Source organism: Lysobacter cavernae (assembly GCF_042648505.1).
In the GTDB taxonomy this organism is placed as follows: domain Bacteria; phylum Pseudomonadota; class Gammaproteobacteria; order Xanthomonadales; family Xanthomonadaceae; genus Lysobacter_L; species Lysobacter_L cavernae.
Window position 1 is genome coordinate 184,305 of the sequence record NZ_JBHRXK010000001.1, and the last position, 26,538, is coordinate 210,842.

At 63.5% G+C, this 26,538-nt stretch carries 22 protein-coding genes and 2 pseudogenes; 15 read left to right on the forward strand and 9 right to left on the reverse strand.

Annotated elements, in window-relative coordinates:
• Positions 1 to 91 precede the first annotated feature (91 nt).
• The 5 genes from ACFOLC_RS00890 to ACFOLC_RS00910 all read left to right on the forward strand — a co-directional run bounded on the left by ACFOLC_RS00890 (position 92) and on the right by ACFOLC_RS00910 (position 3,862).
• The gene (locus ACFOLC_RS00890) at positions 92 to 313 is read left to right on the forward strand and encodes a helix-turn-helix transcriptional regulator (RefSeq protein ID WP_386756812.1); all 222 of its coding nucleotides are present in this window, start codon (positions 92 to 94) and stop codon (positions 311 to 313) included.
• Entirely contained in the window at positions 310 to 1,614 is a 1,305-nt protein-coding gene (locus tag ACFOLC_RS00895) for a hypothetical protein (protein WP_386756813.1), read from the forward strand. Before ACFOLC_RS00890 ends, ACFOLC_RS00895 begins: the two co-directional genes overlap by 4 nt.
• 11 nt (positions 1,615 to 1,625) lie before the next feature.
• The gene (locus tag ACFOLC_RS00900) at positions 1,626 to 2,693 is read left to right on the forward strand and encodes a DUF1376 domain-containing protein (RefSeq protein ID WP_386756814.1); all 1,068 of its coding nucleotides are present in this window, start codon (positions 1,626 to 1,628) and stop codon (positions 2,691 to 2,693) included.
• Between the two features lie 16 nt (positions 2,694 to 2,709).
• Positions 2,710 to 3,261, forward strand: coding sequence for a hypothetical protein (locus ACFOLC_RS00905; protein ID WP_386756815.1), 552 nt, complete (start codon positions 2,710 to 2,712; stop codon positions 3,259 to 3,261).
• 355 nt (positions 3,262 to 3,616) lie between these two features.
• The gene (locus ACFOLC_RS00910; RefSeq protein ID WP_386756816.1) at positions 3,617 to 3,862 is read left to right on the forward strand and encodes an HGGxSTG domain-containing protein; all 246 of its coding nucleotides are present in this window, start codon (positions 3,617 to 3,619) and stop codon (positions 3,860 to 3,862) included.
• Between the two features lie 181 nt (positions 3,863 to 4,043).
• Here the strand turns inward: ACFOLC_RS00910 and ACFOLC_RS00915 are convergent, their stop codons facing one another.
• Together ACFOLC_RS00915 and ACFOLC_RS00920 are read right to left on the reverse strand one after the other, a co-directional pair.
• Entirely contained in the window at positions 4,044 to 5,024 is a 981-nt protein-coding gene (locus tag ACFOLC_RS00915) for a hypothetical protein (protein ID WP_386756818.1), read from the reverse strand.
• The gene (locus ACFOLC_RS00920) at positions 4,958 to 7,804 is read right to left on the reverse strand and encodes a hypothetical protein (RefSeq protein ID WP_386756819.1); all 2,847 of its coding nucleotides are present in this window, start codon (positions 7,802 to 7,804) and stop codon (positions 4,958 to 4,960) included. The genes ACFOLC_RS00915 and ACFOLC_RS00920 overlap by 67 nt, the downstream gene beginning before the upstream one ends.
• A 512-nt stretch (positions 7,805 to 8,316) precedes the next feature.
• Here ACFOLC_RS00920 and ACFOLC_RS00925 point away from each other — a divergent pair.
• From ACFOLC_RS00925 to ACFOLC_RS00935, 3 genes are read left to right on the forward strand one after another with little or no spacing between them, the layout of a single operon-like run.
• Complete coding sequence (locus tag ACFOLC_RS00925) at positions 8,317 to 8,694, forward strand: helix-turn-helix domain-containing protein (protein ID WP_386756821.1); 378 nt, start codon at positions 8,317 to 8,319, stop codon at positions 8,692 to 8,694.
• Positions 8,684 to 8,827, forward strand: a complete 144-nt coding sequence (locus ACFOLC_RS00930) for a hypothetical protein (RefSeq protein ID WP_386756823.1) — start codon at positions 8,684 to 8,686, stop codon at positions 8,825 to 8,827. The genes ACFOLC_RS00925 and ACFOLC_RS00930 overlap by 11 nt, the downstream gene beginning before the upstream one ends.
• Before the next feature lie 8 nt (positions 8,828 to 8,835).
• Positions 8,836 to 9,045, forward strand: a complete 210-nt coding sequence (locus ACFOLC_RS00935; protein WP_386756824.1) for a hypothetical protein — start codon at positions 8,836 to 8,838, stop codon at positions 9,043 to 9,045.
• 544 nt (positions 9,046 to 9,589) lie between these two features.
• Here the strand turns inward: ACFOLC_RS00935 and ACFOLC_RS00940 are convergent.
• The gene (locus ACFOLC_RS00940) at positions 9,590 to 14,653 is read right to left on the reverse strand and encodes an RHS repeat-associated core domain-containing protein (RefSeq protein ID WP_386756825.1); all 5,064 of its coding nucleotides are present in this window, start codon (positions 14,651 to 14,653) and stop codon (positions 9,590 to 9,592) included.
• A 716-nt stretch (positions 14,654 to 15,369) separates the two neighbouring features.
• On the opposite strand from ACFOLC_RS00940, the pseudogene ACFOLC_RS00945 reads away from it, so the two are divergent.
• The 7 genes and pseudogenes from ACFOLC_RS00945 to ACFOLC_RS00975 all read left to right on the forward strand — a co-directional run.
• Positions 15,370 to 15,770, forward strand: a pseudogene (locus tag ACFOLC_RS00945) (transposase); the annotation flags it as partial.
• Positions 15,771 to 15,903: 133 nt separating this feature from the next.
• Positions 15,904 to 16,935, forward strand: a pseudogene (locus tag ACFOLC_RS00950) (IS110 family transposase).
• Positions 16,936 to 18,240: 1,305 nt separating this feature from the next.
• Positions 18,241 to 18,597, forward strand: a complete 357-nt coding sequence (locus tag ACFOLC_RS00955) for a hypothetical protein (protein ID WP_386756827.1) — start codon at positions 18,241 to 18,243, stop codon at positions 18,595 to 18,597.
• A gap of 69 nt (positions 18,598 to 18,666) precedes the next feature.
• A complete protein-coding gene (locus ACFOLC_RS00960) occupies positions 18,667 to 19,320 on the forward strand; it encodes a hypothetical protein (RefSeq protein ID WP_386756828.1) in 654 nt (217 codons plus the stop codon).
• 32 nt (positions 19,321 to 19,352) lie between these two features.
• Positions 19,353 to 19,664, forward strand: a complete 312-nt coding sequence (locus ACFOLC_RS00965; protein WP_386756829.1) for a heavy-metal-associated domain-containing protein — start codon at positions 19,353 to 19,355, stop codon at positions 19,662 to 19,664.
• Positions 19,654 to 20,055: a hypothetical protein gene (locus ACFOLC_RS00970; protein WP_386756830.1), complete on the forward strand. Its 402-nt coding sequence runs from the start codon at positions 19,654 to 19,656 to the stop codon at positions 20,053 to 20,055. The genes ACFOLC_RS00965 and ACFOLC_RS00970 overlap by 11 nt, the downstream gene beginning before the upstream one ends.
• Positions 20,056 to 20,108: 53 nt before the next feature.
• Positions 20,109 to 20,357 carry a GDCCVxC domain-containing (seleno)protein gene (locus tag ACFOLC_RS00975; RefSeq protein WP_386756832.1) on the forward strand — a complete coding sequence of 83 codons (249 nt, stop codon included), beginning with the start codon at positions 20,109 to 20,111 and terminating at the stop codon, positions 20,355 to 20,357.
• A 75-nt stretch (positions 20,358 to 20,432) separates the two neighbouring features.
• Here ACFOLC_RS00975 and ACFOLC_RS00980 read toward each other — a convergent pair whose 3' ends face one another.
• The 6 genes from ACFOLC_RS00980 to ACFOLC_RS01005 all read right to left on the reverse strand — a co-directional run bounded on the left by ACFOLC_RS00980 (position 20,433) and on the right by ACFOLC_RS01005 (position 26,356).
• Positions 20,433 to 21,158 (reverse strand): OmpA family protein, encoded by a 726-nt coding sequence (locus ACFOLC_RS00980; RefSeq protein ID WP_386756833.1) that lies wholly within the window; start codon positions 21,156 to 21,158, stop codon positions 20,433 to 20,435.
• Between the two features lie 90 nt (positions 21,159 to 21,248).
• On the reverse strand, positions 21,249 to 22,664 hold the full coding sequence (locus ACFOLC_RS00985; RefSeq protein WP_386756834.1) for a WS/DGAT/MGAT family O-acyltransferase: 1,416 nt from the start codon (positions 22,662 to 22,664) through the stop codon (positions 21,249 to 21,251).
• Positions 22,665 to 22,887: 223 nt separating this feature from the next.
• Positions 22,888 to 24,021 (reverse strand): alanine racemase, encoded by a 1,134-nt coding sequence (alr, locus tag ACFOLC_RS00990; RefSeq protein ID WP_386756835.1) that lies wholly within the window; start codon positions 24,019 to 24,021, stop codon positions 22,888 to 22,890.
• Between the two features lie 214 nt (positions 24,022 to 24,235).
• Positions 24,236 to 24,565 (reverse strand): glycine zipper 2TM domain-containing protein, encoded by a 330-nt coding sequence (locus ACFOLC_RS00995; RefSeq protein WP_386756836.1) that lies wholly within the window; start codon positions 24,563 to 24,565, stop codon positions 24,236 to 24,238.
• A gap of 59 nt (positions 24,566 to 24,624) precedes the next feature.
• Positions 24,625 to 24,861, reverse strand: a complete 237-nt coding sequence (locus tag ACFOLC_RS01000) for a KTSC domain-containing protein (RefSeq protein ID WP_386756837.1) — start codon at positions 24,859 to 24,861, stop codon at positions 24,625 to 24,627.
• A gap of 82 nt (positions 24,862 to 24,943) precedes the next feature.
• Complete coding sequence (locus ACFOLC_RS01005; RefSeq protein WP_386756838.1) at positions 24,944 to 26,356, reverse strand: replicative DNA helicase; 1,413 nt, start codon at positions 26,354 to 26,356, stop codon at positions 24,944 to 24,946.
• Positions 26,357 to 26,538 lie beyond the last annotated feature (182 nt).

Below are 26,538 nucleotides of genomic sequence, written 5' to 3' on the forward strand. Positions count from 1 at the left end.
CTCGAGTGGTGAATCTGTCCATTCGCGGGCGCACCGTGTCATAGCTTGCTTATCCCAAGCCGCCCATTCCGGGCCGGTAGAGGAGAAGGCAATGCAAGCGAGCAGTTCCGCCGCGCTACCCGAGACGGGGTTCCTGCGGCTCCCCGAAGTTCTGCGATTGATCCCGGTCTCCCGCTCCACCTGGTGGGCAGGAGTGCGCTCTGGCCGCTACCCGCAGCCCACACGCTCGCTGGGCTCGCGCATTACGGCATGGCGCGTCGAGGACATCAGGGCCTTGATCGAAGGCGCTGCCGGCGCAAAGGCGGCAGCATGAGCGACCTCGAGCCGATTCAAACCAAGCCGCGGCCGCCTCGCACGCTGCCCACAACCGCCAGCGGAACGTCCGGCGCGCATACCGCCGGCCGTGCCTTGAGCGCTGCACTGCAGACGACACCATTGATGGCTCCAACGCTTGCCGAAGCCACAGGCATCGCACCGGCCTACCGTCGCGCGCGAGGTTCCGTAACGGAAGGTGTGGCGAACTTTGCGCGCGGCCTGACCGGTAAGGATCCGCTTCCGATGCCAGCAACGGCACTCGCGGCGGCGCCTACTGCGCAAAAGTCCACCACGATCTCGCCAACGCCGGCGGCGCCCACCATCGTTGCGCCCAAGCTCGCCGGGGGCGCGGCGGCCAGCGCTTCTGGCACTCCCCCGAATGCGCCTGTTCTGCGCACGTTGACTGGCCACCCGGGCTCTGTGGCGGTCGGCCGGGGTGAGTTCGGCGAGAACGTCTACGACAACAGCAGCATCCAGAAGATGCAGGAGCGCAGCGGGCAAATACCGTCCGCTCCTGTGGGCCCGACGACCAGCGTCGCTACCGTGCCGACGACAGTACCGTCGCCGGTCGCAGTGCATCGTGGGCTAACCGACCGAGTGCACGGCGCTGTCATCGGTATTCTGGGCGAGGCGGAGCGGCGTGCAGAGATTCGCCGCGGTGAGATCCAAAGCGACATCGCGCGCCTAGGTCGCGGCAGCCCGACTATGCGCCGCGCACTCATGGACCAGCTTGCCCAGGAATCCGGCTTTGCGAACGAGGCCATTCGCGACGATGCGCGCGTGAGTGCAGAAATGGCGCTGCAGGGCCAACGGCTCAACGCGCAGACGGCCGAGGCAGTAGTGCAGCGGCAGCTCACCGCGGACCAAGCTAATCAGGACGCGCGATCGAGGAGCCAGGAGCAAACTTCGAAAGGACGGCAGGTTACACGCACCTTGACGGCACGAGACGGCTCCACCCACCTGCTCCGCAACGACGGCACCGTGATGCCAGTGCAAACCGTTGATGGCCAGCCGTTCCGAGAGCAGTTGCCGCCTGATGGACAGGTCACGCCCGCGCTCCGATTCAACGCCTTGAATCAGCAATTGCAGGCGATCAGCGAAAACGTGCTGCTGAAACCCGAGGAGCGCGAGGCAATGGCCGAGCCGATCCGGGAACAGGTGGCGGCCCTGATTGTGCAGGCGCCGCAAGGCAGACCTTCGCTGACCCAGTTCCTCGCGGCCGCACGACAAAAGGGCTCTCGAATGACGGCCCAGGATCTGACCGACTACTACAACAAGACCTATGGCGCCACGCGCTGATAGGAGGACATGTGAACGCTGAAAGCGAAGCGGCCCCGGTCTGCGAGGACCGGGGCCGGGAAAAGGATCGTGCGCTGGCGACGCACAATGATCATGACATCGGTCGTCCGCACGAAGCGGCGAATCTTCGACAGCCCCTTCAGAGTAGGACGACAATCGAAGATGGCGAATTGCTTGCGCCCCTTGTTCCCGCGGAAGTCGACCTGCGCGGGTTCAACTTTATGCCGTTGGATGTTCGGCGGCTGCTCACCTCCAGGACCTGGATCGAGGCCGCGGACAACCCACGCATCGCCCACGCCTCTATGTGCCTATGGGCTGAGTCTTGGCACCAGGTTCCCGCCGCGTCGCTCCCCGATAGTGACAAGGTGCTGGCACGCCTGACGATGGTCGATCTCAAGACCTGGAAGAAGATCAGGTCGCAGGTGTTGGCCGGCTGGATGAAGTGCAACGATGGTCTGCTGTACCACCCTGTGGTGGCTGAGAAGGCACGTGATGCATGGGAGCATAAGGTAAGGCAGCGCGCGCGCACTAAGGCGGCGACGGAAGCACGTCGGAACACGCGGCCAGAACGTTACGTTGAACGTGACGATGTTTGTCACGAGAAGCGCAACAGGCATCGTGACGTTCACCAAGAGACAGGACAGGGACAAGACAGAGACAAGACTAAAAATGCAATTGCTCCAGATGGTCTGCCGCTCGCTGAAAGAGCCCTAATGGCGAGCGCGCAACTGCCCACTGATGTCGATCCCGCTGCATGGGAACTGTTCGATCAACATCACTGCCAGCAAGGTAAGTGGACTACCGCCCGCCGGATGCTCGCATTGGGCCAGCTCCGCACCATCGCCAACAACGGCCACAACCCTAACGAAGTTCTCATCTGGGCCACGGCACGCGGTCTCGCTGACCTCGCCGACGCCGCCCGCCGAATGGTCGCTGATGCGGCCAAGGAGACCCCGAATGCAATCAGCAGCTTCCGTCGCAGCCTCAGTTCTGCCGAGCGTGTCGAGAAAAACGTCCTCGAAGCCCGACACCGTGACGCCAGGTTCATCCTCGACGAAGCCACCCGCCTCCCTCGCTGACTATATCTGGCTGCACATGACCGGGCTCTACGGCAACACCTGGACTAGCAACTACGGCGACCAGCCGCGCAGCCTTGTTGGCGCGGAATGGGCCCGTACGCTCGCCGGGCTGAACCGTGCTCAGATCGATGCAGGCTTTGATGCTTGTCGCACCGAAGGTGCCGAGTTCCCCCCGAGTGCGCCGCGCTTCCGCTCGGTGTGCCTGGGCATCCCTAGCTTCGCGGTAGTCAATGTCGAGTTGCTGACCCGCAGCAATGCGGAGCGTAGCCCCTTCTCGCGTCTGGTCTGGCAGCACATCGACGGCCATGCTCATCGGCATGCCAGCGCGAGCGACGCCAAGCGGACGCGTAAGGAGGCCTACGACGTAACTTGTGAGCTAGTTATGCGTGGTGAGCTGCTACCGGTGACGGTGGCTGGGGAGATCGAGCATGTCCAGCCTGTGGTGAATGTGGCCCGTCCTGAAGTAGCCCGACGCTACATTGCGGAGATCCAGACCTTACTCGCGGGTGCGGCTGGCGCTGGGCGCCGGCACACTCCCCCAGCGGTCATCGTAGGAGGTGACGCGTGAGCCTCCAATTGCCAAGCTCAGAGGAAAAGAAGCGTGCGCTGGAGACCTTCTGCGAGAAGGCTGGTGGCGTCGAAGGCTTGCGACGCCTAGCACAAAAGGAGCTGTCAAAAAAGGGCTGTATCGCGGCACAGAGGCGCGCTCAAGCAATGGCCCGGAGATTGGGCAGGCCCCAGTGCAACGCCAAGACCGAGGTGGGAATGCGTTGTACCCGCATCGCTGCCCCAAATCGTAGCCAGTGCGGCCAGCATCGCGGGGACGCGCCTCGCTTCAAGAAGAGTGATCGCCAGCGTTGCCGCACGCTAGGTCTCGGCTAGGTCGGGTTCCTGATGCGCGCGCGTAAGACTTAGGTGAGTTTATGAAACTGAAGCAGCTAACCGATTGCTTGTCGCTACCTCCCAGATCGGTGGTCACGCCGCGCGCTTCGAAGCCCGGAAGGGTCATCTGCAATGCTCGCCTGGCCAACGGCGGCACGTGCAGTCGCAAGAGCGAGCTGGGTCGCCGCCGTTGTCGGTATCACGGAGGCTGTTCGACGGGACCGCGCACTCGAGATGGCAAAGCACGCGTCACGTTGAACCTACCAAGATGCCGTTCAGTGGCATAGTCATGAAGTCCATGGACATATACCCGGGTGGAGTACGTTCGCCGCCCGGCTCCGGGCCAATGATGCAAGGTGGACCTATGGCTTCAGGGAAGCTCGGCGACCTTAAGACGCCCGCCGCGCGAAGGCCAGCCGAATTCACCCACGCTCTTACAGGCCCACGCACCTCCGGGTGCGCTGGGCATCACTCAAAGCTCTCTTCCTGATCGCGGTCCATGTCTCCAGCGCTGTCAATCCAGCGATTGAGGTCCGGCAGTCCTTGGTTAACCCAGTCGGCAACCTCCCCAGACATCTCCTTGGCCAACCGCACCAGTTCGGCCCGCCGGCTTTCGAGCATCGCCTTGAGCGAGCCACTCCACTGATTCGAATGCACCTGGTGATCGAAGCGGCCCAGGAACGCGGTCTTGTCGGGTGCAAGGCGCAGCAGATCTGCGAACAGCGGATCGAGCTGCGCGCTTTCCTCGAAATCACCGCGACTGAACAGCGACATCGCCGGGCCGAGAAGCGCATATCGCGCCTCCGGATCGACAGACGCCCACGCCTGAATCGCGGTCGCGCCAATCGACTTGTATGGCAGGCCCTTGCGACCGCCGATGTCCCATCGCCACATGACGTCGTCTTCGGGCGACGCGAGCACGAAAGTGTCCAGAACGACATGCGGCTGGGCCTCGCACAGAGAGTTGATGACCTCACGAGTTTCGTAGAAGTGGATATCGCCCGCTTCCAGGCCCGATCGGAGTGCGCTGGCGACCGCGATGGAAGTGGCCGTGCCGCTGCCCGAGCAACAGATCTTGATAACCTTGGCCAGGCCGTGCGCGCGGTGGCCGGAGGCTTGCGCCGGGTTCAGTTTGGCGAGCATCTGCCGCCCCACCTTGAGGAGCGGCTCGGGCGCTGTGGCAGCAGTGGCTTTGTTGACGAAGAAGTACATGTGCAGGATGTCGAGCGCAACCACATCCCCACCAGGAAGGCCGGCCACGTCGGTCAGCAGCCGCGCCAGCGGCTCGGGTGGCGAATGCTCGACGACCCCGTTGGCGAGGTTTACGAATCCCTGCGCCTCGACCGGTTTGGCAGTGATGGCTCGCCGCAGCCGTTCGATGCCTACATCGTCGATGCCCACGCGCGCCTGCAAGTAAGGCAAGGCTTGCACCATACTGCTGCGGTGCATGGTGTCCTCCAGGATGCGCTGTGCGAACGCAGGATCGAGATCGTGGCTGCGCCTGAGGAAGCCCCCGAGCACCGTCGTATTGCGGCGCGCGACGTCGGCCTTCTCGAATCCGACAGCAGAAGCGCCCAGGTCTCATTTAGATCGGTCGCGCCTTCGGCGAGACCCATTCCGCACTCGAAGGCACGCTGCTGGTCGCCTGCGACCATCAGTTCGGCCATGAACTCCTCGCGCACAGCGGGATCGTGCGCCAGCTCGCGGCCGACTTCCTGCGCCATGAGGGCTGCCTTTTCCCACGGGCGCATCCCCTCGTGGTCGTCAGTCTCCCCGTCGCTGATGTCCCAGCCGTCCGCACCCAGGCTCAGCACACCCGCACGAGCGCGGTGCAGTAGGTCGGTTGGCTTGAGGCGGTCGATCAACGCCTCGAGCCGCTCCCGGAATTCTGGCGGCATTTGCTCTCCATCGAAGCGCAGGGCCGCGCGCAGGGCGATCCAGCCTTCGATCCACGGCCTCTTTTGCAAGAGCGCACCCGCCACATCCTCCAGCGCATCATGGCAGGCCTGATAGCGCCAGAGTCCCCGCACGTTACCTGAAAGGATGCGGCGTGCTTCGTCAAACCGAACGGCCGCCATCGCGCAGAGGCGGATCGCCTGCACGTACCAGTCCCAGACGTCTCGATTGAGCTTGGGCTCCCAGCCCCAACTCCGCGACCGCGCGCCGAAGTCGAAACTTGTGATGGAAGAGAAATAGGAGGTTTTTAACAGCGCTTTGAGAGCCAGCAGTCCACACGTCTGGAATGCAGGGGTGCTCGAGTCGAGCAGTGCCTCGACCAGATCACGACGCATCTTGGGCGGCGCCTGGGTACCTGACAGATGCAGGTGGAACATCTCGGCAAACGCCTCGCGCGCCGAATTACTCTTGTTGCCTTCCGGCTCGGCCGCGATAAAGCGCACGAGCAGCGCTGCGGCGGCGGCGAAATGCTCCGAGTCGTAGCCCAGGGCCCTGATCAGTCGGATCCATTCCCAGCGGTGGCTCGAGTCCTTCGCGGTGATCTCGGGATGGGCGTCCACCTCGGCGCCGATTCGATTCAGGACATCCGCCGGGGCCAGGGGCGCGAGGTTGGTGACGATCTGCAGACCATCCCCGCTCAGATTGAACAGGTCACCCAGTGCCCCGCCCGGCACGAGCCATCGCGCGGCTGCAGCCCGAGCCTCGCGACTGTCATGCAAGTTGCCGAGCCGGCGCGCGATCGAAATGCACAGCCGCGGGCTCGCCGACCTCATGAGGTTGTCGAGCGCGTCGGGATGGATCCGTACGAGCGCGTTGGTAGCCAGCCCATTGGCGATGGCCTGTGGCAGGATCGCGCGCCAGCGACCTCGGGCCTGGGCGACGTCGCGGCGTCGAAGCTCGGCGATAGCTTCATAGAGCTGCCTTGCCTCGATTCCGCGAATTGCCGCGAGCTGGGCTAGCTCCCCTTCCGAGCTGATGTCCTCACCGTTCACTGAATACGCCAGCGCCAGGTCTTCTGCCGCCATCAGCAGTGACTTGTCCTCGAGGTTGCGCTGGCGAAAGATGCGCTCGAACAGATCGTGGCTCTTGACCTGACCCAGCGTCTCGCCGCGCTTGAGCGTCTCGGCGAGCGCGCGGGCGACGCGGAAGTTGCCGTGGCTGAACTCGGCGATCGTTCGCCGGTCGACCTGTGAGATGTAATCGAAGGTTTGCTCGAGCCACTTCTCCAGCAGGTCGCTGGAGGCGGCCTGAAGCCTAAAGACATCGGTGTGCTCGGGCTCGTCTTCCCGGACGTCGTACTCCACCGTCAGCGGGCTAATGGACGCCCCAGACTCCGAACACAGCTTCGCAAGCTCCGAGTGTGTCTCGGGGTTGCAGTTGTCGACGATCAGGATCGCTGGCTCCCCGCGACCGATCAGCTCGCGCGCCATGTCACGGGCAGAGGGACGGGTCTCGGTCGAATAGTCGGTATAGGCAGCTAGGCCCGGATCGAGCGGATCCCCGCCCACGTCTTTTTCGAACAGCGCTTGCACCAGCCGCGTTTTGCCCAGCCCCGACAAGCCGATGAGCCGGACGCAACGGCCCGGGCGCCGCAGCTCTGACCTCAAACGCTCGACGCCGTCCAAAACCTGCAGCGCTTCGCCGGGCTTGCGGCTCTCATCCACCAAACACGTGGAGGCGTCGGTGAGAAATGGCCCCTTGGCCTGTGCGCCTCCCCAGCGGTCGACCGAGCTCCAACCATCGAGCGGCCTGTTGGCGCATGCGCGCACCCATGCCGCGATCCCGGGATATTCATTCACCCAGGCCGCGAGGCGATCGCGGTCATAGAAATCGGTATGCAGATCGTCCGACGTCGCCAGATCGCTGAGCTGGTCACGCATGGCTTGGCGGCGCTCGCGCAGTGGCTTGTCGGCGACGGAGCCTTGGGCGCTGACGATTATGTAGGCACCCTGTTGCGCCGCCAGCTCGACGATCGCCGGGCGCAGCGCGCCCTTGGGTCGCATCTCCTCCCGGATCGCGCTGGCTGCCATGTCGGGCTTCTTGACCTGGAAACCCGTGCGCTGGCGCGGCACGAAGTCGGCCCGAGGCAGAGCGGCCGGACACTCCACGCGCACGTCGAGGCCACCGTCGGCAGCATCCTGATGGCCGCCGGCCGTGACTGAGGAGAGCGGCAGGCCCAGCTTACGCAGCTCGCTAGTGGCCAACCGGACGACCAGGGAACGCAGATCTGTGTCAGACAGGCGCTCGATATCCGAACCGACGACTTCAAACATCAGGGGACCTCAAGCCTCGATAACATCCATGTTAGCTAGGGGCGACAGGGCCGGACTCAAGTCCCGTGCACTGCCGAGCGGCGTCCGGACCTGCCTCGTCGCGGCCCCGAGCCTGCTGCGGTAGGTCCGCAAGGGTCACACTCAGCGATGCCGCGACCCGACGCAGTGGCCGTCCAGTGAGCAGCTCGGACAGGTCAGCGACTAGCTGATCCGGCTGGGACGGCGCTGCCCGAGTGGCGTCACCTTATGCATGCAGCAGCGGCGACGATTGGCCGAGCGGTCGCACCCGAATGTGGCCTGCGTGGCCTTGGCCAACAAGACTGCACGCATGCTGCTCAAGCATGAAGCCCAGCGCTGGAGCCGGCCGCGCAAACGCGTCAGCGGCTAAGCAAGAGCCCCGCACTGGGCGGGGCTCTTGCTTTCATTCTGCAATCGAAGGATCACTATTCGTCGGCTTTCTTTTTGTCGGGTTTGGGGCCCATCCTGCCGCCAAGATATGCGTTCGCCCCACCATGGCCGTCGTCACCGACAAGACCTACTACCGCGAACTCGGCCGCCGCATAGCCGAACGCCGCAAGGCGCTCGGCATCACCCAGGTACAACTCGCCGAACAACTCGGCATCGCCCAGCAGACGATGGCGCCCTACGAGGGCGGCACGCTCCGCGTCGCGGTGGCGCTGCTACCGCCCCTCGCGCGATCGCTCGACCTCTCGTTCGAAGAACTGGTCGACAGCGAAGACAAGCCGACGTTGGGCCGCGGCAAGCGCGGACCGGCGCCGAAGATTAAGCAGCAACTTGAACAGATCGAAGCGCTGCCAAAAGCCAAGCAGCGCGCCATCGCGCAGGTGCTCGATTCGATGCTCGGTCAGGATGGTGCTGATGGCCCGTGATCGCCAGTTCGAGATTCGTGACGGCGTGCTGTTCGATCGCCACAACGTGCTGGACACAGCCAAGCACTGCTGGGTGCGCAACCTCTATCTGCAGGCAAAGCTGACGGCGATGAGGCCGCTGCCGAACTGCTGATCACCGAAGTGCTGGAGCATATTCAGCGTGACGACTACAAGCCTGGCCAACTGTTCCCGGTCTTCAACGCCTGGGCCGTGGTGGATGCGTTTGCGCCCGGCAGCACCGGCATGCTCGGGGGTCAGGACATCCGCCATGCCAGCCTGCGTGCGAATTTCTTCGTGCGGCTCGGCCGTCAGCCCGAGCTACGCGAGGTCAACGAAGACGCTAGCGGCTGAAACAAGAAGCCCCGCCGGTGAGGACGGGGCTTCGGTCGTATCAGTCGATGCGGTTGTCATCGCATCCTACTGGACCTGTTCCTTGTGTGTTCCGCAGGAGGTTTCCTTCAGACCTAAGGAAGTACGAGGGATGAGCGCTATATCCGTGACCATGTAAACACTGTCAGATAGCAGCTCCCTCACTTCATAGCTACATTCCCGTGTTTCCGGTCCTAGCTGTACGGTCACAATCGTAAAGGACTGGTCGTAGATGCTTTCTTGTAGATCAGGAGAACATCGCTGCCTATGGGAAACCGAGCGCGCTTCAAATACCCAGGCCACTCGCTCCTCTGACTGAACCTCCGGCTTTCCAAAGGCAGTCAGAAGCGCAGACAGCCCTCCTTCTTTAAACTTTTCTTCAACAGCGGCTTGTTTGGGAGGTTCTTGGCCTATCGCCTCCCAAGTCCCATGAGAAATCCGCTCTACGCAACCACTTTTGGCACAACCTGCAACGCTTAGAAGCAGAGCCAAGAGAGCGAAAGAACTTAGCGGCTTCATAAGCACCTCAGTGATATGCGGTTGAGCAGTTAAAACAACGAAGCTGTATGTTTCTTGCTTGCCCCTCTGTCTTCGTGGAGAAGGGATCACCACTGACAAGATGCATGGCTTCGTGAGCTAAAACTGCGGCCATGGAGCAGCAGCGGCCCGAAAAAATTCCGCCACCTATGGTGATTGTGTTCGGACCTAGATTCGGTTCGGTTGCACCGCAATTGGTCTCTGTGTAGTCCAAAGCAATGTCAGCGCTTATCAGCTTATTTATGACCTTTGAGCGATCAATTTCGCTGACGGCATAAGGGTCGCTGCCCTCGCACTCCCCGCCCAAATTGCATTGCTGCATCTTGGCGATGGCTTCTGCGCGGGCCAGCTCTTTGTGGTTGTCGAAGCTGTACCCCGGCCCAGGCCGTGCCGAGTTGCCATGACTGTCGATCAGAGCGAGCGGGTTTTGCCTCACGTAACCGTATGTTGAAGGCCCGTCGACCAATCCTGACGGATCGCTCTCAACATACCGCCCACTTCCCGGCTCGTAGTCCCGGAAGTAGTTGTAATTCAGCCCGCTAGCGGCATCGTACCGTTGGCCCGGATACCGCATATCCAACAAAAACGCCGCGCTGTCCCCGTCCGGATCCTGGCTCGGCGCGCTGTTGCCGAATGCCTCACTGGTGATATCCCACGTCCACACCGCGACATCGCGCTGCGGTTCGATCACCGCACGCGGGGTGCCTAGGTGGTCGGCTTCGATGTAGCGGAGCTGGCCGTTAGCAATCAGGCCGATCGGCAAGCTATCTAGCCACACCACCTGCTGCGTCGGTGCACCGGTGCTGCCGTAGTCGCCGATCCACTGCCCTGACTCGTCGTACATCGTGTAGGTGTTGCCAGTGTCCAGGTGCTTGCGCACCTGTTCGCCGCGACCGTTGTAGGCGTACTGCATCGCCACGACGTTGTCGCGCTGCACCTCGCTCATGCGGCCGGCGGCGTTGTTGGCGAACTCGCGGGCGGTACCGCCAATGGAGGTGGTGTTGCCCATCGCGTCGTAGGTGCGCGCGGTGGCACCAACGGCGGTCAGGCGGTGGCTGTCGGCCGGATAGGTGTAAGCCTCGGTGCCGCCGGCGCTGGTGAAGCTGATGCGGTTGCCAGTGGCATCGTAGGCGTACTGCTCGATGGCTGCGCCGGCGGGGCCGTCGCGGAAGGCAGTCAGGCGGTTGAGGGCGTCGTAGTCGAAGCTGACGCGCGGCGGTTGCTCCAGCCCGCTGGTGTGCAGGCTGGCGACGTTGCCCACGGCGTCCCAGCCGAAGCCCAGATTCAGGCCGCCGGCACCGGTGCCCGTGCTCAGGATGGTCTTGGGCCGGTAGTCGAGATCGAGCGTGCGGCTGAGCGTGCGGCCGTTGCCGAACATCCAGCCAGCCACCGGGCCGAACGGATGGTAGCTGGCGCCGGTCAGCAGGACCTGGCGGCTGCCGCCGCTGGGCGTCACGCCGACCTCCGTGGCGCGACCGAGGCCGTCGCGCACGTAGTCGACCTGCGCACCATCGGGGTACTCGATGCCCGCCAGTTGGCCCGCCTTGGTGTAGGCGTAGCGCAGCGTGAAGCTCTGACCGTTAGTCGTCTGCACCTTACGGGTGAGATTGCCGAAGCGGTCGTAGCAGTAGCGGGTGGCGCCGCTGCCGTCGGTCATGCGCGTCAAGCGGCTCGCCGCGAACGTCTCGCCAGCGGTGCAATCGGGCTGCACGGCGTCGTAGGTGTAGCCGACGTTGAGCGCGGTGTCGCTGTAGCCGATGGCTGTGAGGCGGTTGAGCGCGTCATAGCTGTACGTCGTCGCCTCGCCGCGTGCGTCGAGTGCGCTGATGCGGTTGCCGGCGGCGTCGTAACCGTAGGTTGCGACCCCGGTGTCGGGGCTTTCCAGCCGCGTGAGGTCGCCGAAGGCATTGTAGTGGTACTTCGTGCTCAGGCCTTTGGGGTCGACGACTTCGGTCAGGTGATCCTGGGCGTCGTACTTGAACTGCGTGGTCGCGGCGATGCCGGCCACGTCCTGTATGGTCTTGCTGAGGCGGTTGAGCGGGTCGTAGTCGTTGTCGGTGACCCGGCCCAGCACATCGGTCACCGTGTCGGTGTTGCCGTTGGCGTCGTAGGCGAAGCCGGTGGGGTGGTTACTGGCGTCCTTAGCGGCCTGCAACTGGCCCAGTTGGTTGTAGACGCGCGACAGCGTGCGCTTGAGGCTGTCGTCGCTGCCTTTCACCTCTTCCCTGGTGCGGTTGCCGGCGCTGTCCAGCGTGTAATGGATGCGGTTGCCGTCGGCATCGACGATGTCGGTGAGCCGGTGCGCCGCGTCGTACACGTAGGAGGTGAAGCTGCCGTCCGGCAGCGTGGTGCTGCTGACCAGCCCGGTCGGGTAGTAGGCGATGCGGGTGATCTGGCCGTCGGCCTCACTAGCGCCATCGGCACCACGCACCTTGCGCGCCGTCATCCAGCCGCGCGGGTGGTATTCGAAATCAGTGACGACGCCGTTGGCGTCTTTCACCGACAGCACGCGGCCGGCGCCGTCGTAGCGCAGCGTCTCGGTCACCTGGCCAAGCGCGTTGGTAACCTTCCACAGGTCACCTTTGCGCCATGCGCAAGTGGTTGGCGAGACGGCGCAGTCGGCGTGGTCGGTAGCGTAGTACTGGTACTCGGTGACATCCGCTACATCTGTTCGCCGATCGTCTACGGACGTCTGAAGGCCGATCACAGGACACGCCCCACTATCCACGTCCGCTTGCTCGCAGTAACTGAAGGTCGTAGCCCTGATTTCGCCCGTCGCCATATCCTTGCTCGATAGGGAAATCAGTTGTCCGCGCGAGTTGCGAAGCCAGGTGCGCATGGCCACGGCCGCACCAGAGGAATCGTAGGTAGTCTCCTGGGATGGCTGCCCTGTACTCGCGTCGCGCGTGGTGTCGATCGTTCTCGTCTGAGCGGTCACAACCCCAGCAGTTGTGAGCGCATCCTTTCGCACCACGCGCAGAAGCGTCGGGTAGCTGGTATCCGTGCGATTACCGCGCCCATCCGTCGTGCTCCCCACCCATGCCGATGACGCGGAGGCGTAAGAGATCAGCGTGGGCACGGACTGGCCGTCCGCCATCTCCACCCTCGATGAGGGTTTACGGAAGATGCCGCTGCGTGGCGAAATCTCCAAGACCAGTTGCTTGCCCTCAGCGAAGGACAGCGTCGCGGATTCGGCACCCGTTCCAGTGGTGTCGTACTCAATCATCAAGCGGTCTACTCCACCCGCATGGGATGTCGATATCGCCCGCCCTTTATGGTCGAACTGGAACGTTGCGAAGCGGTTTACCACCCCAGTCGCCGACTTCTCGCTGATACCCGTCAACGCATGTGGAAATCCGCCTGCAGGAGGAGTAGCAGGGCAACCATTCGCCCCAACTGGGCAGATGTTCTCTGACTCGTTGTAGTGATAGTTGCGGGAGGTCCCATCGGGGTATTCAACGACCGTCGGCTCGCCGTTCAGCCCATAGCCATAAGTAATGACGCTTCCATCCGGCAGTTCCACGGCGAGCAGGCGGCGCCCACGGCAGGTCGCGAGATCGGCCGAATCCACGCAAGGGTCGAAGGAGACGGCACCCGAACCGACGACAGTGTTCATCACCCCGTAGTAGAACTTGAGAGAGCGCCCCATTGAGTCTGTCACGCGCTCCAGTACCCCGGCCGGGTTCCCCTGCAACGAGGTGTCCATTCCTTGCGATGCCGCAAATGACATCGTGAGGCGGCTGCTAGCATCGCCCAAGCGCTCTATGGCGGTGAGCTGACCCTGCGTATTGAACGATTTCAGCAGCCCATCGCCTGTCCTCAGTTCCCATCCGGTCGTCCCCACCTTACGTAGCACGGACCCGTATTCGTTGACGGAATAGTAGCCGCCCACCTCGGCACCCGCGTCAAACCGCTCCACATTGCCATCGTCCGCCACATGCAGGATATGGGAACTGTTAGGCGCATACACGCGCTCCGAGTACTGGTGGTTCCAGCTCGGCCCCATCATCAGATTTGAAAGCTTCAAGCGGATCGAGTTGTAGTAGCGTGAGAATTCCAGCAGGCCCTGCTTGAAGTCTTCTTCCCGCTGAATCTTGGCACCCGTCGCTGGTACGCATGGATTGTTGTACGGACACTCCCGCGTTGGAACGAGCCGTGTTTCGACGATGCCGGATTCGTTGCTGGCGCACACCGAATCCATGCTCCCGACCTGCGGCGCCGGGATATACCCGCCTTGCGCATTAAGCTTTATTGTTACCGGCACCAGGCCAGCTTCACACTCGAAAACCTGCTCGCGCCAGGCTACCGCCTTCTCGCGGTAGTTGCCGGTGCAAACACCTTGCGAATTGCGGGCGCCGAAGTTGCGCACGAAAGTCTTGTTGTAGACGCTCCGCGGGTCGAACCCAGCGAACACGCCGTCGTACCCACCGTAGCCGTTGCCGAACTCATAAGCACCGACGTTGCTTGCCGTAGGCCCCGAACCATCCGGGTATGTGCTCATGCGACCGGCGGACAACGGAGGAGACGGCCAACCCGATTCGCTCGTGAACGTGACATTGCACGCGCTTCCAGGTGCGCCGGTATCTCGCGAGAGCACCTCTTTGAGGATACTGAGGTCCCCGTTGTTGATTGGGCACCCTTGGCACTGACCCGGCCCACAGTCGCCGTACCCGCCACGGCACGTTGGTACGCCGTTGTCGCAATGGCACACCCAGTCGCTGTTCCCGCCAAAACTGGTGAACTCGTACAGCTTGGCGTACTCCTGACCCGTGAGCTTTCCAGGCCTCGATCGCACCCGATAGATGTATGACTTGGGACTGTTGTTGGTCCAGTTTGTCCCGCTGACCTCCACCTGCTCAAGAAACTTTCGGCCACGCGACGATGCAGCGTTGTCCTGGCGCATCCAACTCTCCGCTTCCTCTAGAGAGCCAAAACATGCCTTGATACCGGATACACCGTGGTTGGAGCAGAATTCCCATGCTTGGCCCGACTGCGCAGCAGCGTGCGACATGGCGAGCATCCACAACCCAATAACGAGAACCAGACGCAGCATGAGCAATCTCCCTATTGCATGAGCGAGTTCGATGAAGCGGACGGCGATCCTCTTCGCGCGGGACGAACCAGCAGCCTATCGCGCGATAGTTGGCATGGACAGACGGCGATCATGCCTATGCCCAAGCATTGGAAGAGTTGGGCAGGCCACACAGTCCCAGCAGGATATGTGCTGCACTTCCAAGTGCCTTACCCCTTCCGTAAGCGGAACCCCTGCGCCGCAGACGAAGTGTCCAATGCACCGCCCCCTTGAACTGAGACGCCAAGCACATAATGCCAATAGTCCAAAATGACACTGGCTTGGGCACGGCGTGTTGCCGTTTCACGAACACAGCAGACCCAAGAGCATTGCGCACCCGCGTGCGGTCCCCGATACAAGCGAAGGTGTCGCAGATCGCCCGTGACCTTGGGATCCGCGCCTACCAGATCCACCGTTGGCGACGCGAGTTGGAGGCATGCCTGGGCCTGTCGTCCTCCCAGTGCGCGTGCACAGGACAACGCCCGGCTGCTGGACAATATCGGTCAGCGTCATGACGACAGTGATGGCGTGATGGCGCGCCGTGCATGCACGAGGAGCTGAGTTATGAGTGCGAGAGGGCCAACCTGAATCGCGTGGTGCGCCTGATGGCCGTCACCTGCCTGTTCGGCGTGCCGCAGAAGCGGCGCTGGCGACACAAACCCAGCGGCGTGCGGCCGACGCACGTCCATAACCACGGCGAGGGTTGGTTGTACCTGTGCGCGGTACTGGACCTGTTCTCCCACAAGGTGGTGGGCTGGTCGATGGCGCCGGTGCAGGACCGTCACTTGGTGCTCAAAGCAGTGATGATGGCCGGTTGGCAGCGGCCGGATCGCGGCCCTGTGGTCCTGCACTCCGATCGCGGCACGCAGTTCACCAGTGCCGACTACCAGCAGTTCCTGAAGGACCACCACATCATCAGCAGCATAAGCACGGTCGACCACTGTGGCGACAACGCGGCCATGAAGGGCTTCTTCGGCTGCTCAAGCGCGAACGCGTGCAACGTCGCCGCTACCTGAGGTTGGCCGAAGCCAGGGCCGACGTGTTCGACTATATCGAACGCTTCCACAACCCGCGCATGCAGCGCCGGCCGGACGCCTAGGACCAGGCTTTTAGACTCTGGAAACGGGGTAGAACCCGGGAGTCCGCCCGGAAGCATCGGTAATCGGGCGGACCGACTCTCGGTCGAGCTCTCCCTAGAATCCAAAGCCCCGGCTTTGGTTAGGAGAGATGAGATGACCTACTACACAGGTTTGGATGCCTCGCTACGCTCGGTGTCGATCTGCATCATCGACGAACAAGGGCGTTATCCAGCACGAAGCAAAGGTCGCCGCTGACGTCGACCCGATCGTGCGCTGCCTTCACGACTTCAACCTTGACCTCAACGTCGTGACGTTCGAGGCCGGTGCGCTCACGCAATACCTGACATATGGCTTGCAGGCGGCCGGGTTCGACACGGTCTGCCTTGAAGCGCGCCAGGTCGCCGCGGCGCTGTCCGCGATGCGGAACAAGACAGATCGCAATGATGCGCGTGGCATCGCCCAGATCCTGCGCACTGGCTGGTACAGCCGGGTGCACGTGAAGAGCCTGGAAAGTCATCATCTTCGAATCCTGCTTTCGAGCCGTCGGATGGTCCTGGCCAAATGCGTGGATCTGGAGAACGAGTTGCGCGGCTTGCCCAAGGTCTTCGGCATCCGGCTTTCCAGCCACGTACCCCATGGCGCCTACGATGAGACGGTGCGGCCGTTGATCGAAGCCCAGCCGGCCTTTGTGCGAGCGCTGTTGCCGCTGCTTGAAGCCCGGCATGTGTTGTACCGGACCTTTTTGAAACTCGACAACGAGGTGGCGCGGTGCGCGCCGATCCGATCTGCCAGCGTCTGATGACGGTACCGGGCGTTGGTGCGATCGCGGCACTGACCTTCCGAGCGGCCGTGGACGACCCAACCCGATTCAAGTCATCGCGAACGGTCGCAGCGCATTTCGGATTGACGCCACGGCACTTTCAGTCGGGCGAGACCGACAACGTGGGCCATATTTCCAAGGCTGGCGACCCCGGCGTGCGCAGCGCCCTGTACGTGGCAGCACACGCGCTGGTGACGCGCAGCAACCAATGGTGCTCACTCAAGGCCTGGAGTGTCCGGCTCGCCAAGACGCGCGGCCGACGCCGGGCAGTGATAGCGGTGGCCCGAAAGTTGGTCGTCATCCTGCATCGCATGTGGATCGACGGCACCGAGTTCCGCTGGGGCTCTGAGGAGGCGGTGGCATGAGCTAGGCAAGTCACATCCCGGAACCCAGCCGGAGGCATCCCTGCGTGGACGATGGTCTGGATGAAGCCGCAAATGTCTGCTGCGCCCTCAAGCGCGCCCCAAAGCGAGGCTCTCCATTCCGTCCGACCAATGCCTGCAGCGTGCCGAGCTTCACCGAGCCGACTGCGAAAAGAAGCGTGACCCACGCGGCGACGATTCCGACCAACGGAGAAGCAAGACCTTGACACTACCGCCCGATTAAAGAAGCGGACATTAGCACCAGCAGACCATTCAGGGTCAACCGACACAGGTGTCCAGTTAGAGGCGTTCCGAACGTAGGGTAGTGTGCTACGTTTATCTATGTGCACCCTGTTTGGGGGTCAAAGCGCCGGCTTTGGGAGCCGGTGAGCGTGACGCCTAAGCAGGGTTTCGCTTTCCCGGCTTCCTTGCGTCGCCGGAGGTCGGGGCAGGTTTCCTGCCATGGCCTCCTTCTTGCTCTCGGCTGATTGTATGAGCGTTTCGTATAGCGCTAAGTCAGGGTGGGGGTTTCTCGGCCGACCTCTCCGCCTTGGTGAAGGTACTGGGGATGAGATGGCTTGTTTGACCACTCGTCTGGCAGTGGCTTGTTTTCTCCCTTCTTCTCGAACGTAGGCAATTAGATCTTCGCGCAGAAGGATTATGCGCTTTTGATTAAGGCGCAAAGCCGGCACGACGCCCGACTCAATCAGCTTCAGGATCGAGTCCACGCCGGTTCGTAGAAGCAATGCCGCTTCCCTAGCGCTGAGGATGTCGTTCTTCGGTTCTTGGAAGTATTTCATCGACTGCCTCATAAGCTCGGAGCGACTCCTGTACATCTGGGAGGTGCATTGGCAGCAGCGCTACCAAGAGACCCTCGTTGGGTACGGGGCCGTGGAGAGAGTGCAGCGCTGGTGGAGCATATCCCCGTGCCGGACGCAGAGTCACCGAGTTGGATCGGGATGGCAGCCCCGTTTGGATCTGCCGGTGCCGCTCCTCCGGCCCCACGGTAGCGGCTGCCTCGCCGCCCGCATCGCGCACGCGAGAGGGAGGCCAGTAGCGAACCAATTGACCCAAGCGAGCTGGGCTTGGCGGTAACTTTGGCGGTAACTCGTCATTGTGGATTGCGACGAACCGCGCAAAATTGGTATCACAGCGCATAATTCAATAGCCCCCACCTCCACCATTTGTCGGAAAGAGCCCGCCCTGCGCGGGCTCTTTCTTTTCTGGAATCAGGTAGCCAAGGCTCTGGCGAGGGCTCTGGCCGACGCAAGGTCGGACGAGGGGTTGGTGCAGGAATAGAATGCGACCATGCCGCTGCGCCAGCTGACCCGCATTGCGCTTCACCTGCTTCTAGCGGTCTCGCTGGCGTCGCCTGTTGCCGCTGCGCCCGCCCGAGGGATCAAGGACTCGCTGCAGGCTGCCACGGCGACTATGACCGATGCCCCCTGCGACGAGATGAGCAAAGCGTCGGCTGACTCTGGGTCACCGTGCGACTGCTGCGTGCCGCAACAGTGCGATTTCTCCGCGTGCCTTGGTGTCACCTGCCTGCCCGAGCTTGCGCGCGTGGTCGCGCACGTACCGGCAGCCAGGGCATTCGCGGCGTGGCGACATGCGTTCGTCCTCTCCAGGCTGATCGACACCCCGCTCAGGCCACCGATCGTCTGATTTCTCCGTAGCCACTCCGGGCGCATTGCGCCCTTACGCCGCTGCGCGCGGCGATCACGGAGAAGATCGATGAAACTCATATCACGCTGGACAGCGCTCGCGCTGTTCGGGCTGCTGCCTGTAATGGCGATGGCCAAGCCCATCGCGTTCGCCAAGGGCACCACGCTCATGGCCGAGTACGGCGCCGGCACCATGAACGAAGTGCAGGTGTTCTACGCCCCCAAATACTGGTGGTCCGCCGGTGGTGGCTGGCTGGAGTTGGCCAGCGAGGACGGCAACAAGCTGCGGCACATCGCCTATGCCCGCGGCAACCTGCTCGCCAAACGCTGGAACCTGCCAGCCGCCCAGGCCAATGTCTTTGTCTGGGGCGGCCTCGGGCGGGCCACCGGCAACGATTTCGATGGCAGCACCCTGGCCCGGAATGTCGGTTTCCAGACCGACTACGAGACCCGTCGCGTCTACGCCGCATTCCGCTCCGACTTGCAGGAAAGCGATCGCTTCTCGCACCGCATCGACACCCTGCAACTGGGGTGGGCGCCGTACGCACACGACTACGACACCTTGGCCACCTGGTTCGTCGTGCAGGGACGCCGCTACACCGGCGATCTGTTCGATGGCACCGAGATCACCTTGCTGGTCCGCTTCTTCAAGGGCGGCACCTGGATCGAGATCGGTGCCACGCGCGACGGCAAGGTCCAAGCCATGGCCATGTTCAACTTCTGACCGAGGTTACTTCCATGAACCGATACAACGTATTGCTGACCGCCCTGCTGATAGGCGTATCGGGCTTCGCTTCGGCCAAGACCATCGAAATGAGCGTCAACGGCCTGGTCTGCGCTTTTTGCGCGCAGGGCATCGAAAAGACCCTGAAGGCCTTCGCCGCCACCGAAGCCGTGTTTGTCAGCCTGGAAAACCGAATCGTCGCGGTGAAGCTCAAAGACGGCAGCGACATCGGCGACGACGTGCTGCGCAAGGCGATCAAGGACGCGGGCTATACCGTGGTGTCCATCCGCCGCACGGAGCACTCGCTCGATCAGATCCGTCAGCAGGTGAAGCATGAGAACTGATGCCGCCGGCGTGCAGGCCCCGTTGCAGCGCAATCTCGGAGTCGCCTTCATCGCGCTGCTGGCCAGCGGAGGCACGCTGGTGTGTTGCGTGTTGCCGGCGGTGATGGTGATGCTGGGCGCGGGCGCGGCACTGGCGGGACTGGTGATCGCAGTTCCGCAACTGGTATGGCTGTCCGAGCACAAGGCGCTGGTGTTCGGGGGCGCGGGTGCGCTGCTGATCCTCTCAGGCATCCTGCTGTGGCGGGCACGGTGGCTGCCGTGCCCCTCGGACCCGGCTCTGGGGCGTGCCTGCACGCGTCTGCGTCGGGCCAGCATCGCCCTCTGGTCGGCGGCCTTGGCCTGCACGGCTCTGGGGGCTGCATTTGCCTTCCTACTGCCGGCATGGGCATGACCTACCGGAGCCTGGTTTTTGTCGTGCACCGCCTCTTTCATGAGAGGTAACACATGCGAGAACTGCAACTTGAAAGCGTCTTGACCTGTCCGCACTGCAGCCATTCGAGCAGCGAGCTCATGCCCCGCAACGCATGCACGTTCTTCCATGCATGCAAGGAGTGCGGCGCCATCCTGAGCCCCAGGCCGGGCGACTGCTGTGTGTTCTGCTCCTACGGCAGCGTGTCCTGCCCATCGATGCAGGAGCAGCGCTCATGCTGCTCGGCACCAGACCGTCCCGAAGGCAGTGGTGTGTCCGCTTGAAGACTGTTCTGTACTGGGCCACGAAAAAAACGGGCCGCATATGCGGCCCGTTCTCGATAACGCGCCAGATCAGGCTTACGACTGGATCGGCACCAGGGTGATCTCGACGCGGCGGTTCTCGGCGCGGCCGGCATCCGTATCGTTGCTGGCGACCGGGCGCGATTCGCCGGCACCCACCACGATGAAACGCTCGCGGTTGAGGCCGCGGCTGCCCAGGTAACTGGCCACCGAATTGGCGCGCTGCTCGGACAGCTTCTGGTTGTAGGCATCGCTGCCGACGCTGTCGGTATGGCCGGCCACCTCGACGATGGTCTGGTTGTACTCCTGCAGCGTCTTGGCAACGTTGTCGAGCACCGGGTAGAACTCGGGCTTCAGATTCGACTTGTCGAAGTCGAAGGTGATGCCGCTGGGCATGTTGAGGGTGATGTTGTCGCCCTGGCGCACCACGTCGACGCCGGTGCCGGCCATCTGCTCGCGCAAGGCGCGTTCCTGGCGATCCTGGTAGTTGCCGATCGCAGCACCGGACAGCGCGCCGACGCCCGCACCGACCAGAGCGCGCTGGCGGCGTTCGGTGGCGTCATCGCCGCTGAGCAGGCCGGCGGCGACGCCGGCGAGTGCGCCGATGATCGCGCCCTTGCCGGTCTTGCTCATGCCCTGCTGCTCTCCCTGCGGCGGCGGAGTCTGCGAGGGATACGGTTGCTGCGGCTGGCCACCGTAATAACCGCCGCCACTGGTGGCGCAACCGGCAAGCATGGCCGCCATTGCTGCGGCGGCGAGCACAAACTTGATCTTGGTGTTCATGGCGAGATCCTTCTGATCTGGGCGGTGTAACAGACGGGCACAAGCTAATCACGCCAACGTCAGTGATGAGTGACGAGGCCTGATCCCTATTCAGTTTACGGCAGGAATCAACGCCTCGGCATCGAAAGCATTCAACGTGATGTCCCAATCCCCCATCAATGCCAGATACAGCAGCTTGTCGAACTCGGCACCAAAGCGCGAAATCACCGCGTCGGGATCGGGGATCAACTTGCCGTCGGCAATCAAGCCGAAATGCACGCGGCCGTTGTAGCTGAGGATGGAAATGCCGACGCCGATGGAACCGGTTTGCGGCACCCAGAACATCATCTCGCGCAGAGTGCAGCCGGCCAGGTACAGCGGCTGCTGCGGCCCCGGCACATTGGTCGCCACTGCGGTCGCTTTGCGGCTGAAGAGCTCCAAGGCCAACCCCTGCACAGCCGAGGGCACCATGCCAAGCGCGGCGAGAAGTCCAAACGCAACAATGGCTTGCCGTGAATTCTTGAGGCCATTCATGCATTCGGCAACGCGCTCCAGCCGGCGAATCGGGTTGCCCTCGCCGACCGGCAGCTCCAGGAATACCAGGCCGAAGTGATTGCCCAATTGCTTGGCGTGTTCGAGCGGGCGCAAGTTGACCGGCACCGTTGCCCGCAAGGTCACGCCGGCGATGTCGTCGCCGCGTTCGATCATGTAGTTGCGCAGCGCACCGGCCGCAGTCGCCATCAGCACATCGTTGACGGTGCAGTCGCAGGCACGGCCGACCGCCTTGACCTCTTCCAGATCGAGCGGCTCGGCCCAGGCCACCCGCTTGCTGACACCGAGCCGACCGCGCAGCAGCGACGGCGGGTCGTCGGACAGTGCCAATGCATGCAGCAGTTCGCGTGCGATCTCGCCGCCCTCCTTCGCCAGCACACCGGCCAGACCCGGGTCGCGGTACACCTCCATGCCTTTCTCGACGACCTTGCTGCCGAGTTTCATGTAGCGGTCGACGGCACCGACCCGGCGCGCGACGTCGGCATGATCCTTCTTCAGCCAAGCCTGCGGCAGCTCGCTGCCGCTGCGCGGTTCGGGCGTGGTGTCGGTCAGCGACAGCAGCACCTGCACCAGCGCGATGCCGTCGGCGTAGCTGTGATGGATGCGCGCGACCAGGGCCGAGCCACCGTCGTAACGTTCGACCAGATGAAACTGCCACAACGGCCGGCTGTGGCTGAGCGGGGTCGAGGCGAGCTGGCTGACGAAGCGCTCCAGGGCACGCTTGCCGCCCCGGCCGGGCAACGCCGCATGCTGCACATGCCAATCGAGGTCGAAATTCTCGTCGGTTTGCCACGAGGCACCGGCCGGTGTGTCGACCGCCTTCTGGCGGAAACGCCGGTAGGCGAGGAAGCGCTGCTTGACCACCTGCCGCAACCGCGCCAGCGACATCGGCTCGGCGAACATCAGCACGCCGGTGATCATCATCGGGTTGGTCGGACGCTCCATGCGCAACCAGGCCGTGTCCACGCGGGACATCGGCTCACGGCGCACGCGTTTACGCGCTGCCCCCATACGCGATCCTGCTGTGGCCATGCGCCCTCCCAAGCATCTGGGGCGAGTGAATCATGTGCGTTGGAACAACGTCAACGTCGCGGCGCATGCCCCGCCGTAGACGCAAGGTGTGGCAGAACCTGGACTTGCATGGCAGCGTATCGACGAGCGAAGCGTAACGGCCACGTTCGCATCGGGTGTGCAGTCACTACGAAGGCGAACCGCCGCGGTACTCACGCGGGATGCGGTCGTTGAGGCCCACCAGGATCTCGTAGGGGATCATGCCGGCCAGTTGCGCCAGTTGCTCGGCGGTGATGGCGTGGTCGCCCTGCGCGCCGATCAGCACCACCTCGTCCTCGTTCCAGACGCTGTCCTGACCGATGTCGACCATGAACTGGTCCATGCACACGCGCCCCACGATCGGATAGCGATTCCCGCGGATCAGCACATCCCCGCGCGAGGACAGCGCCCGCGGGTAGCCGTCGCCGTAACCGATGGGAACCGTCACCACGCGCGTGTCGCGCTCCGGCGCCCAGGTCGCACCATAGCTGACCGGGTTGCCCGCCTTGACGACCTTGAAGTACACCACCTGCGAGCCCAGCGACATCGCCGGCCGGACGTCGACGGTGCGTCGCGAGGCCGCATCGGGCAGCACGCCGTACATCAAGATGCCCGGCCGGACCATGTCCAGCCAGGTATCCGGGAAGTGCAGCACGCCGCCGGAGTTGGCCAAGTGACGCAACGGCATCGGCGCTCCCAGGCGTTCGATGTGCGCGCAGGCACCGAGGAAGCGCTCCAACTGCTGCATCGTCATCGGCGAATCCGGATCGTCCGCACACGCCAGATGCGAATAGATACCCTTGAGCACGCACCATCGCGATGCCACCGCCGCTTCGATGAACGCACGCGCGGAATAGCTGTGCACGCCGACGCGTTCCATGCCGGTGTCGATCTTGAGATGGATCACCGCTTTGCGCCCCAGCGCCTGCGCCGCGGCTTCCACCTGGCGAAGCTTGTCGAGTGAGGAAACGGTGATCTCCAGGTCGTGGGCGATGAACTGCGCCACCTGGCGACCGAAGATGCCGCCCAGCACCAATACCGGCACGGTGACGCCGGCCTGACGCAGCGCGACCCCCTCCTCGACGAAGGCCACGCCCAACTGCTCGATGCCCTGCGCCTGCAAGTGCAGCGCTACGGGCACCAGGCCGTGGCCGTAGGCATTGGCCTTGACGATGGCCATCACCGGGACACCCACGTGCGCGCGAATGCTGCGCAGATTGAATGCCAGATGGTCGAGATGGACGGTAATGCGAGTCGGACGCTCGCTGACGGCAGGGGGCATGCCTGGAGTCTGGTGCACTTCGTTCTCGGATGCGGCGCGATCTCGTGCCGCCCATTCTACCCATGCCGCGTACCGGAGCCTTCGATCGGACGCGATGCCTTCCCTCCACCCGCATCACAGCATCGTCGGCTCCAACTCGCCGAACGAAGGCTCCGCTATCGCAATGACCGGCCGCTTCAAGGGCTCAAAACGCCCGAATTGCGGCGCACGTGCATCAATCGCAGCGACGTTCGATCACGGTCTCGGTCTTGTTCTGCTGGTTTTCCTGGATCTTGCGGCCCGCGAAGGCGCCGCCGACCGCGCCGGCCGCCGTGGCGACCTTCTTGCCGCTGCCGCCGCCCACCTGGTTGCCGAGCAGGCCGCCGGCCAGCGCACCGAGCGCCGTGCCGGTAACCTTGTGCTCGTCCTTGACCTCCTTGGGGCGCTGCACCTCGACGTCGTAGCAACGCGGCTGCTTGTTCGGCGGTTGCTTGGCGGACACGCTCGATACTGCCCCCAGGCCCGCCAGGGCGATGGCGAATACCGATGTCAGGACGACGCGCATGGGGAAAACTCCGAGGTAGGCATGACGATCACGCTGCACTTCACCGCGTTACGGTCGCGTCAATCGTCATGACCCGGCGGCGGGGACACCTGGAGGTAGTCGAAACCGGCATTGCGGATGTAATCGCTGAAAAACTCGCCATGCGAGCGCGCCGTCATCAGCCCGGCGTACAGGCGCGCAGGTACGTCGAAATAGCGGTAAACGGTGCCACCGTCGAACTCCAGCTCCAGCACACCCGTATCAGGGTCGTAGCCGATGCTGCGCAGCACTTCCGAGTCGACCGGTTCGCGCTTCATGGCGCGAGTTTGCCCCGGCCTGCGTCGAGTCCGCGCCAAGGCCGGTCGAGGCGGTCCTCACCAGCCGCCGCATACCAGCCGATTACTCGAAGCTGCCCACCGAGTCGTGGGACAGGTTGTCGAACCGCGTGTACTCGCCGAAGAACTTGAGCTTGAGCGAACCGGTCGGGCCGCTACGCTGCTTGCCGATGATGACCTCGGCCAGGCCCTTGTCGGGCGAGTTTTCCTTGTTGTAGTAGTCGTCGCGGTAAATGAACATGATCATGTCGGCATCCTGCTCGATCGCGCCGGACTCGCGCAGGTCGGCCATCACCGGGCGCTTGTCGGCGCGCGTTTCCAGCGAGCGGTTGAGCTGCGACAGCGCGATGATCGGCACCTGCAGCTCCTTGGCCAGGCCCTTGAGCGAGCGCGAGATCTCGGAGATCTCGGTGGCACGGTTCTCGTTGTTGCCAGGCACCGACATCAGCTGCAGATAGTCGATCACGATCAGGCCCAGGCCATGCTCGCGCTTGAGCCGGCGCGCCTTGGCAGCGAGCTTGACCGGCGACAGGCCCGGCTCGTCGTCGATGAAGATCTTGGCTTCGCGCAGCTGGCGGATCGCACTGGTGACGCGGCTCCAGTCCTCGTCCTCGAGCTGGCCGGTGCGCAGGCGCTGCGCGTTGACGCGGCCGACCGACGAGATCAGGCGCAGCGCGAGCTGGCTGGCCGACATTTCCATCGAGAACACCGCGACCGGCAGCTTGCTGCGGAACGCGGCGTACTCGGCCATGTTCAGCGCCAGCGTGGTCTTGCCCATGGCTGGACGCGCGGCCAGGATGATCAGGTCGGTCTTCTGCAGGCCGGCGGTGAGTTCGTCGAGCTCGGTGTAGCCGGTCGGCAGGCCGGTGACGCTGCCGCCGCTGGCGAAGCGCGTCTGCAGGACATCGAAGGCCTCCGACAGGGCCTTGTTGACCGGAGTGAAGTCGGTCTTGCCGGAATTGTTGGCCTGCGCGATCGCCAGCACCTGACGCTCGGCCTCCTCGAGTATCTCGCTGCTCTCGCGGCCGTCGGGCTGGAAGCCGTCGTTGACGATACCGGTGCCGACGTCGATCAGCTGCCGCAGGATCGCCTTGTCGCGCACGATCTCGGCGTAGGCGGCGATGTTGGCCGCCGACGGCGTGGTGCTGGCCAGCTCGATCAGGTAGGCGCCGCCGGCCACCTGCTCGGCCAGGCCCATCGACTCGAACCACTCGCCCAGCGTCACCGCGTCGAACGGCCGGTTCTTCTCGGCCAGCTCGCAGATGGCGCGGAAGATCAGCTGGTGGTCGCGGCGGTAGAAATCGTGCTCGCTGAGCTGGTCGGCGATGCGGTCATAGGCCTCGGAGGTCAGCATCAAGCCGCCGAGCACGGCCTGCTCGGCTTCCACCGACTGCGGCGGTATGCGCAGGTGGTCGATGCGCTGCTCGGCGCGGGTCTCGAAACGTTTTTCGCCACGGAAACCGGCGCGCGTGCTCAACGATGCAGTCTCCGCTGTAAGGCCGAGCAAACGGCCGGATGGCTGGAACGGGTTGGGCATCGTAGTCATCGCCGCGCTCGGGGGCCACGGATAAGTCTGTGGATATCGCGTGGATACCTCTATTGCACGCCGGCATCTCACGGGCTGAGACAGGGAGATGCCGGTGGGTCATCCGTTCGTCG

Bases quoted from the DNA above. Each gene is read 5' to 3' on its own strand.
- ACFOLC_RS00890 (WP_386756812.1), top strand. From the start codon at position 92: ATGCAAGCGAGCAGTTCCGCCGCGCTACCCGAGACGGGGTTCCTGCGG.
- ACFOLC_RS00895 (WP_386756813.1), top strand. From the start codon at position 310: ATGAGCGACCTCGAGCCGATTCAAACCAAGCCGCGGCCGCCTCGCACG.
- ACFOLC_RS00905 (WP_386756815.1), top strand. From the start codon at position 2,710: ATGACCGGGCTCTACGGCAACACCTGGACTAGCAACTACGGCGACCAG.
- ACFOLC_RS00910 (WP_386756816.1), top strand. From the start codon at position 3,617: ATGAAACTGAAGCAGCTAACCGATTGCTTGTCGCTACCTCCCAGATCG.
- ACFOLC_RS00915 (WP_386756818.1), bottom strand. From the start codon at position 5,024: ATGCACCGCAGCAGTATGGTGCAAGCCTTGCCTTACTTGCAGGCGCGC.
- ACFOLC_RS00920 (WP_386756819.1), bottom strand. From the start codon at position 7,804: ATGTTTGAAGTCGTCGGTTCGGATATCGAGCGCCTGTCTGACACAGAT.
- ACFOLC_RS00925 (WP_386756821.1), top strand. From the start codon at position 8,317: ATGGCCGTCGTCACCGACAAGACCTACTACCGCGAACTCGGCCGCCGC.
- ACFOLC_RS00930 (WP_386756823.1), top strand. From the start codon at position 8,684: ATGGCCCGTGATCGCCAGTTCGAGATTCGTGACGGCGTGCTGTTCGAT.
- ACFOLC_RS00940 (WP_386756825.1), bottom strand. From the start codon at position 14,653: ATGCTGCGTCTGGTTCTCGTTATTGGGTTGTGGATGCTCGCCATGTCG.
- ACFOLC_RS00955 (WP_386756827.1), top strand. From the start codon at position 18,241: ATGCCGCTGCGCCAGCTGACCCGCATTGCGCTTCACCTGCTTCTAGCG.
- ACFOLC_RS00960 (WP_386756828.1), top strand. From the start codon at position 18,667: ATGAAACTCATATCACGCTGGACAGCGCTCGCGCTGTTCGGGCTGCTG.
- ACFOLC_RS00970 (WP_386756830.1), top strand. From the start codon at position 19,654: ATGAGAACTGATGCCGCCGGCGTGCAGGCCCCGTTGCAGCGCAATCTC.
- ACFOLC_RS00975 (WP_386756832.1), top strand. From the start codon at position 20,109: ATGCGAGAACTGCAACTTGAAAGCGTCTTGACCTGTCCGCACTGCAGC.
- ACFOLC_RS00980 (WP_386756833.1), bottom strand. From the start codon at position 21,158: ATGAACACCAAGATCAAGTTTGTGCTCGCCGCCGCAGCAATGGCGGCC.
- ACFOLC_RS00985 (WP_386756834.1), bottom strand. From the start codon at position 22,664: ATGTCCCGCGTGGACACGGCCTGGTTGCGCATGGAGCGTCCGACCAAC.
- alr (WP_386756835.1), bottom strand. From the start codon at position 24,021: ATGCCCCCTGCCGTCAGCGAGCGTCCGACTCGCATTACCGTCCATCTC.
- ACFOLC_RS00995 (WP_386756836.1), bottom strand. From the start codon at position 24,565: ATGCGCGTCGTCCTGACATCGGTATTCGCCATCGCCCTGGCGGGCCTG.
- ACFOLC_RS01000 (WP_386756837.1), bottom strand. From the start codon at position 24,861: ATGAAGCGCGAACCGGTCGACTCGGAAGTGCTGCGCAGCATCGGCTAC.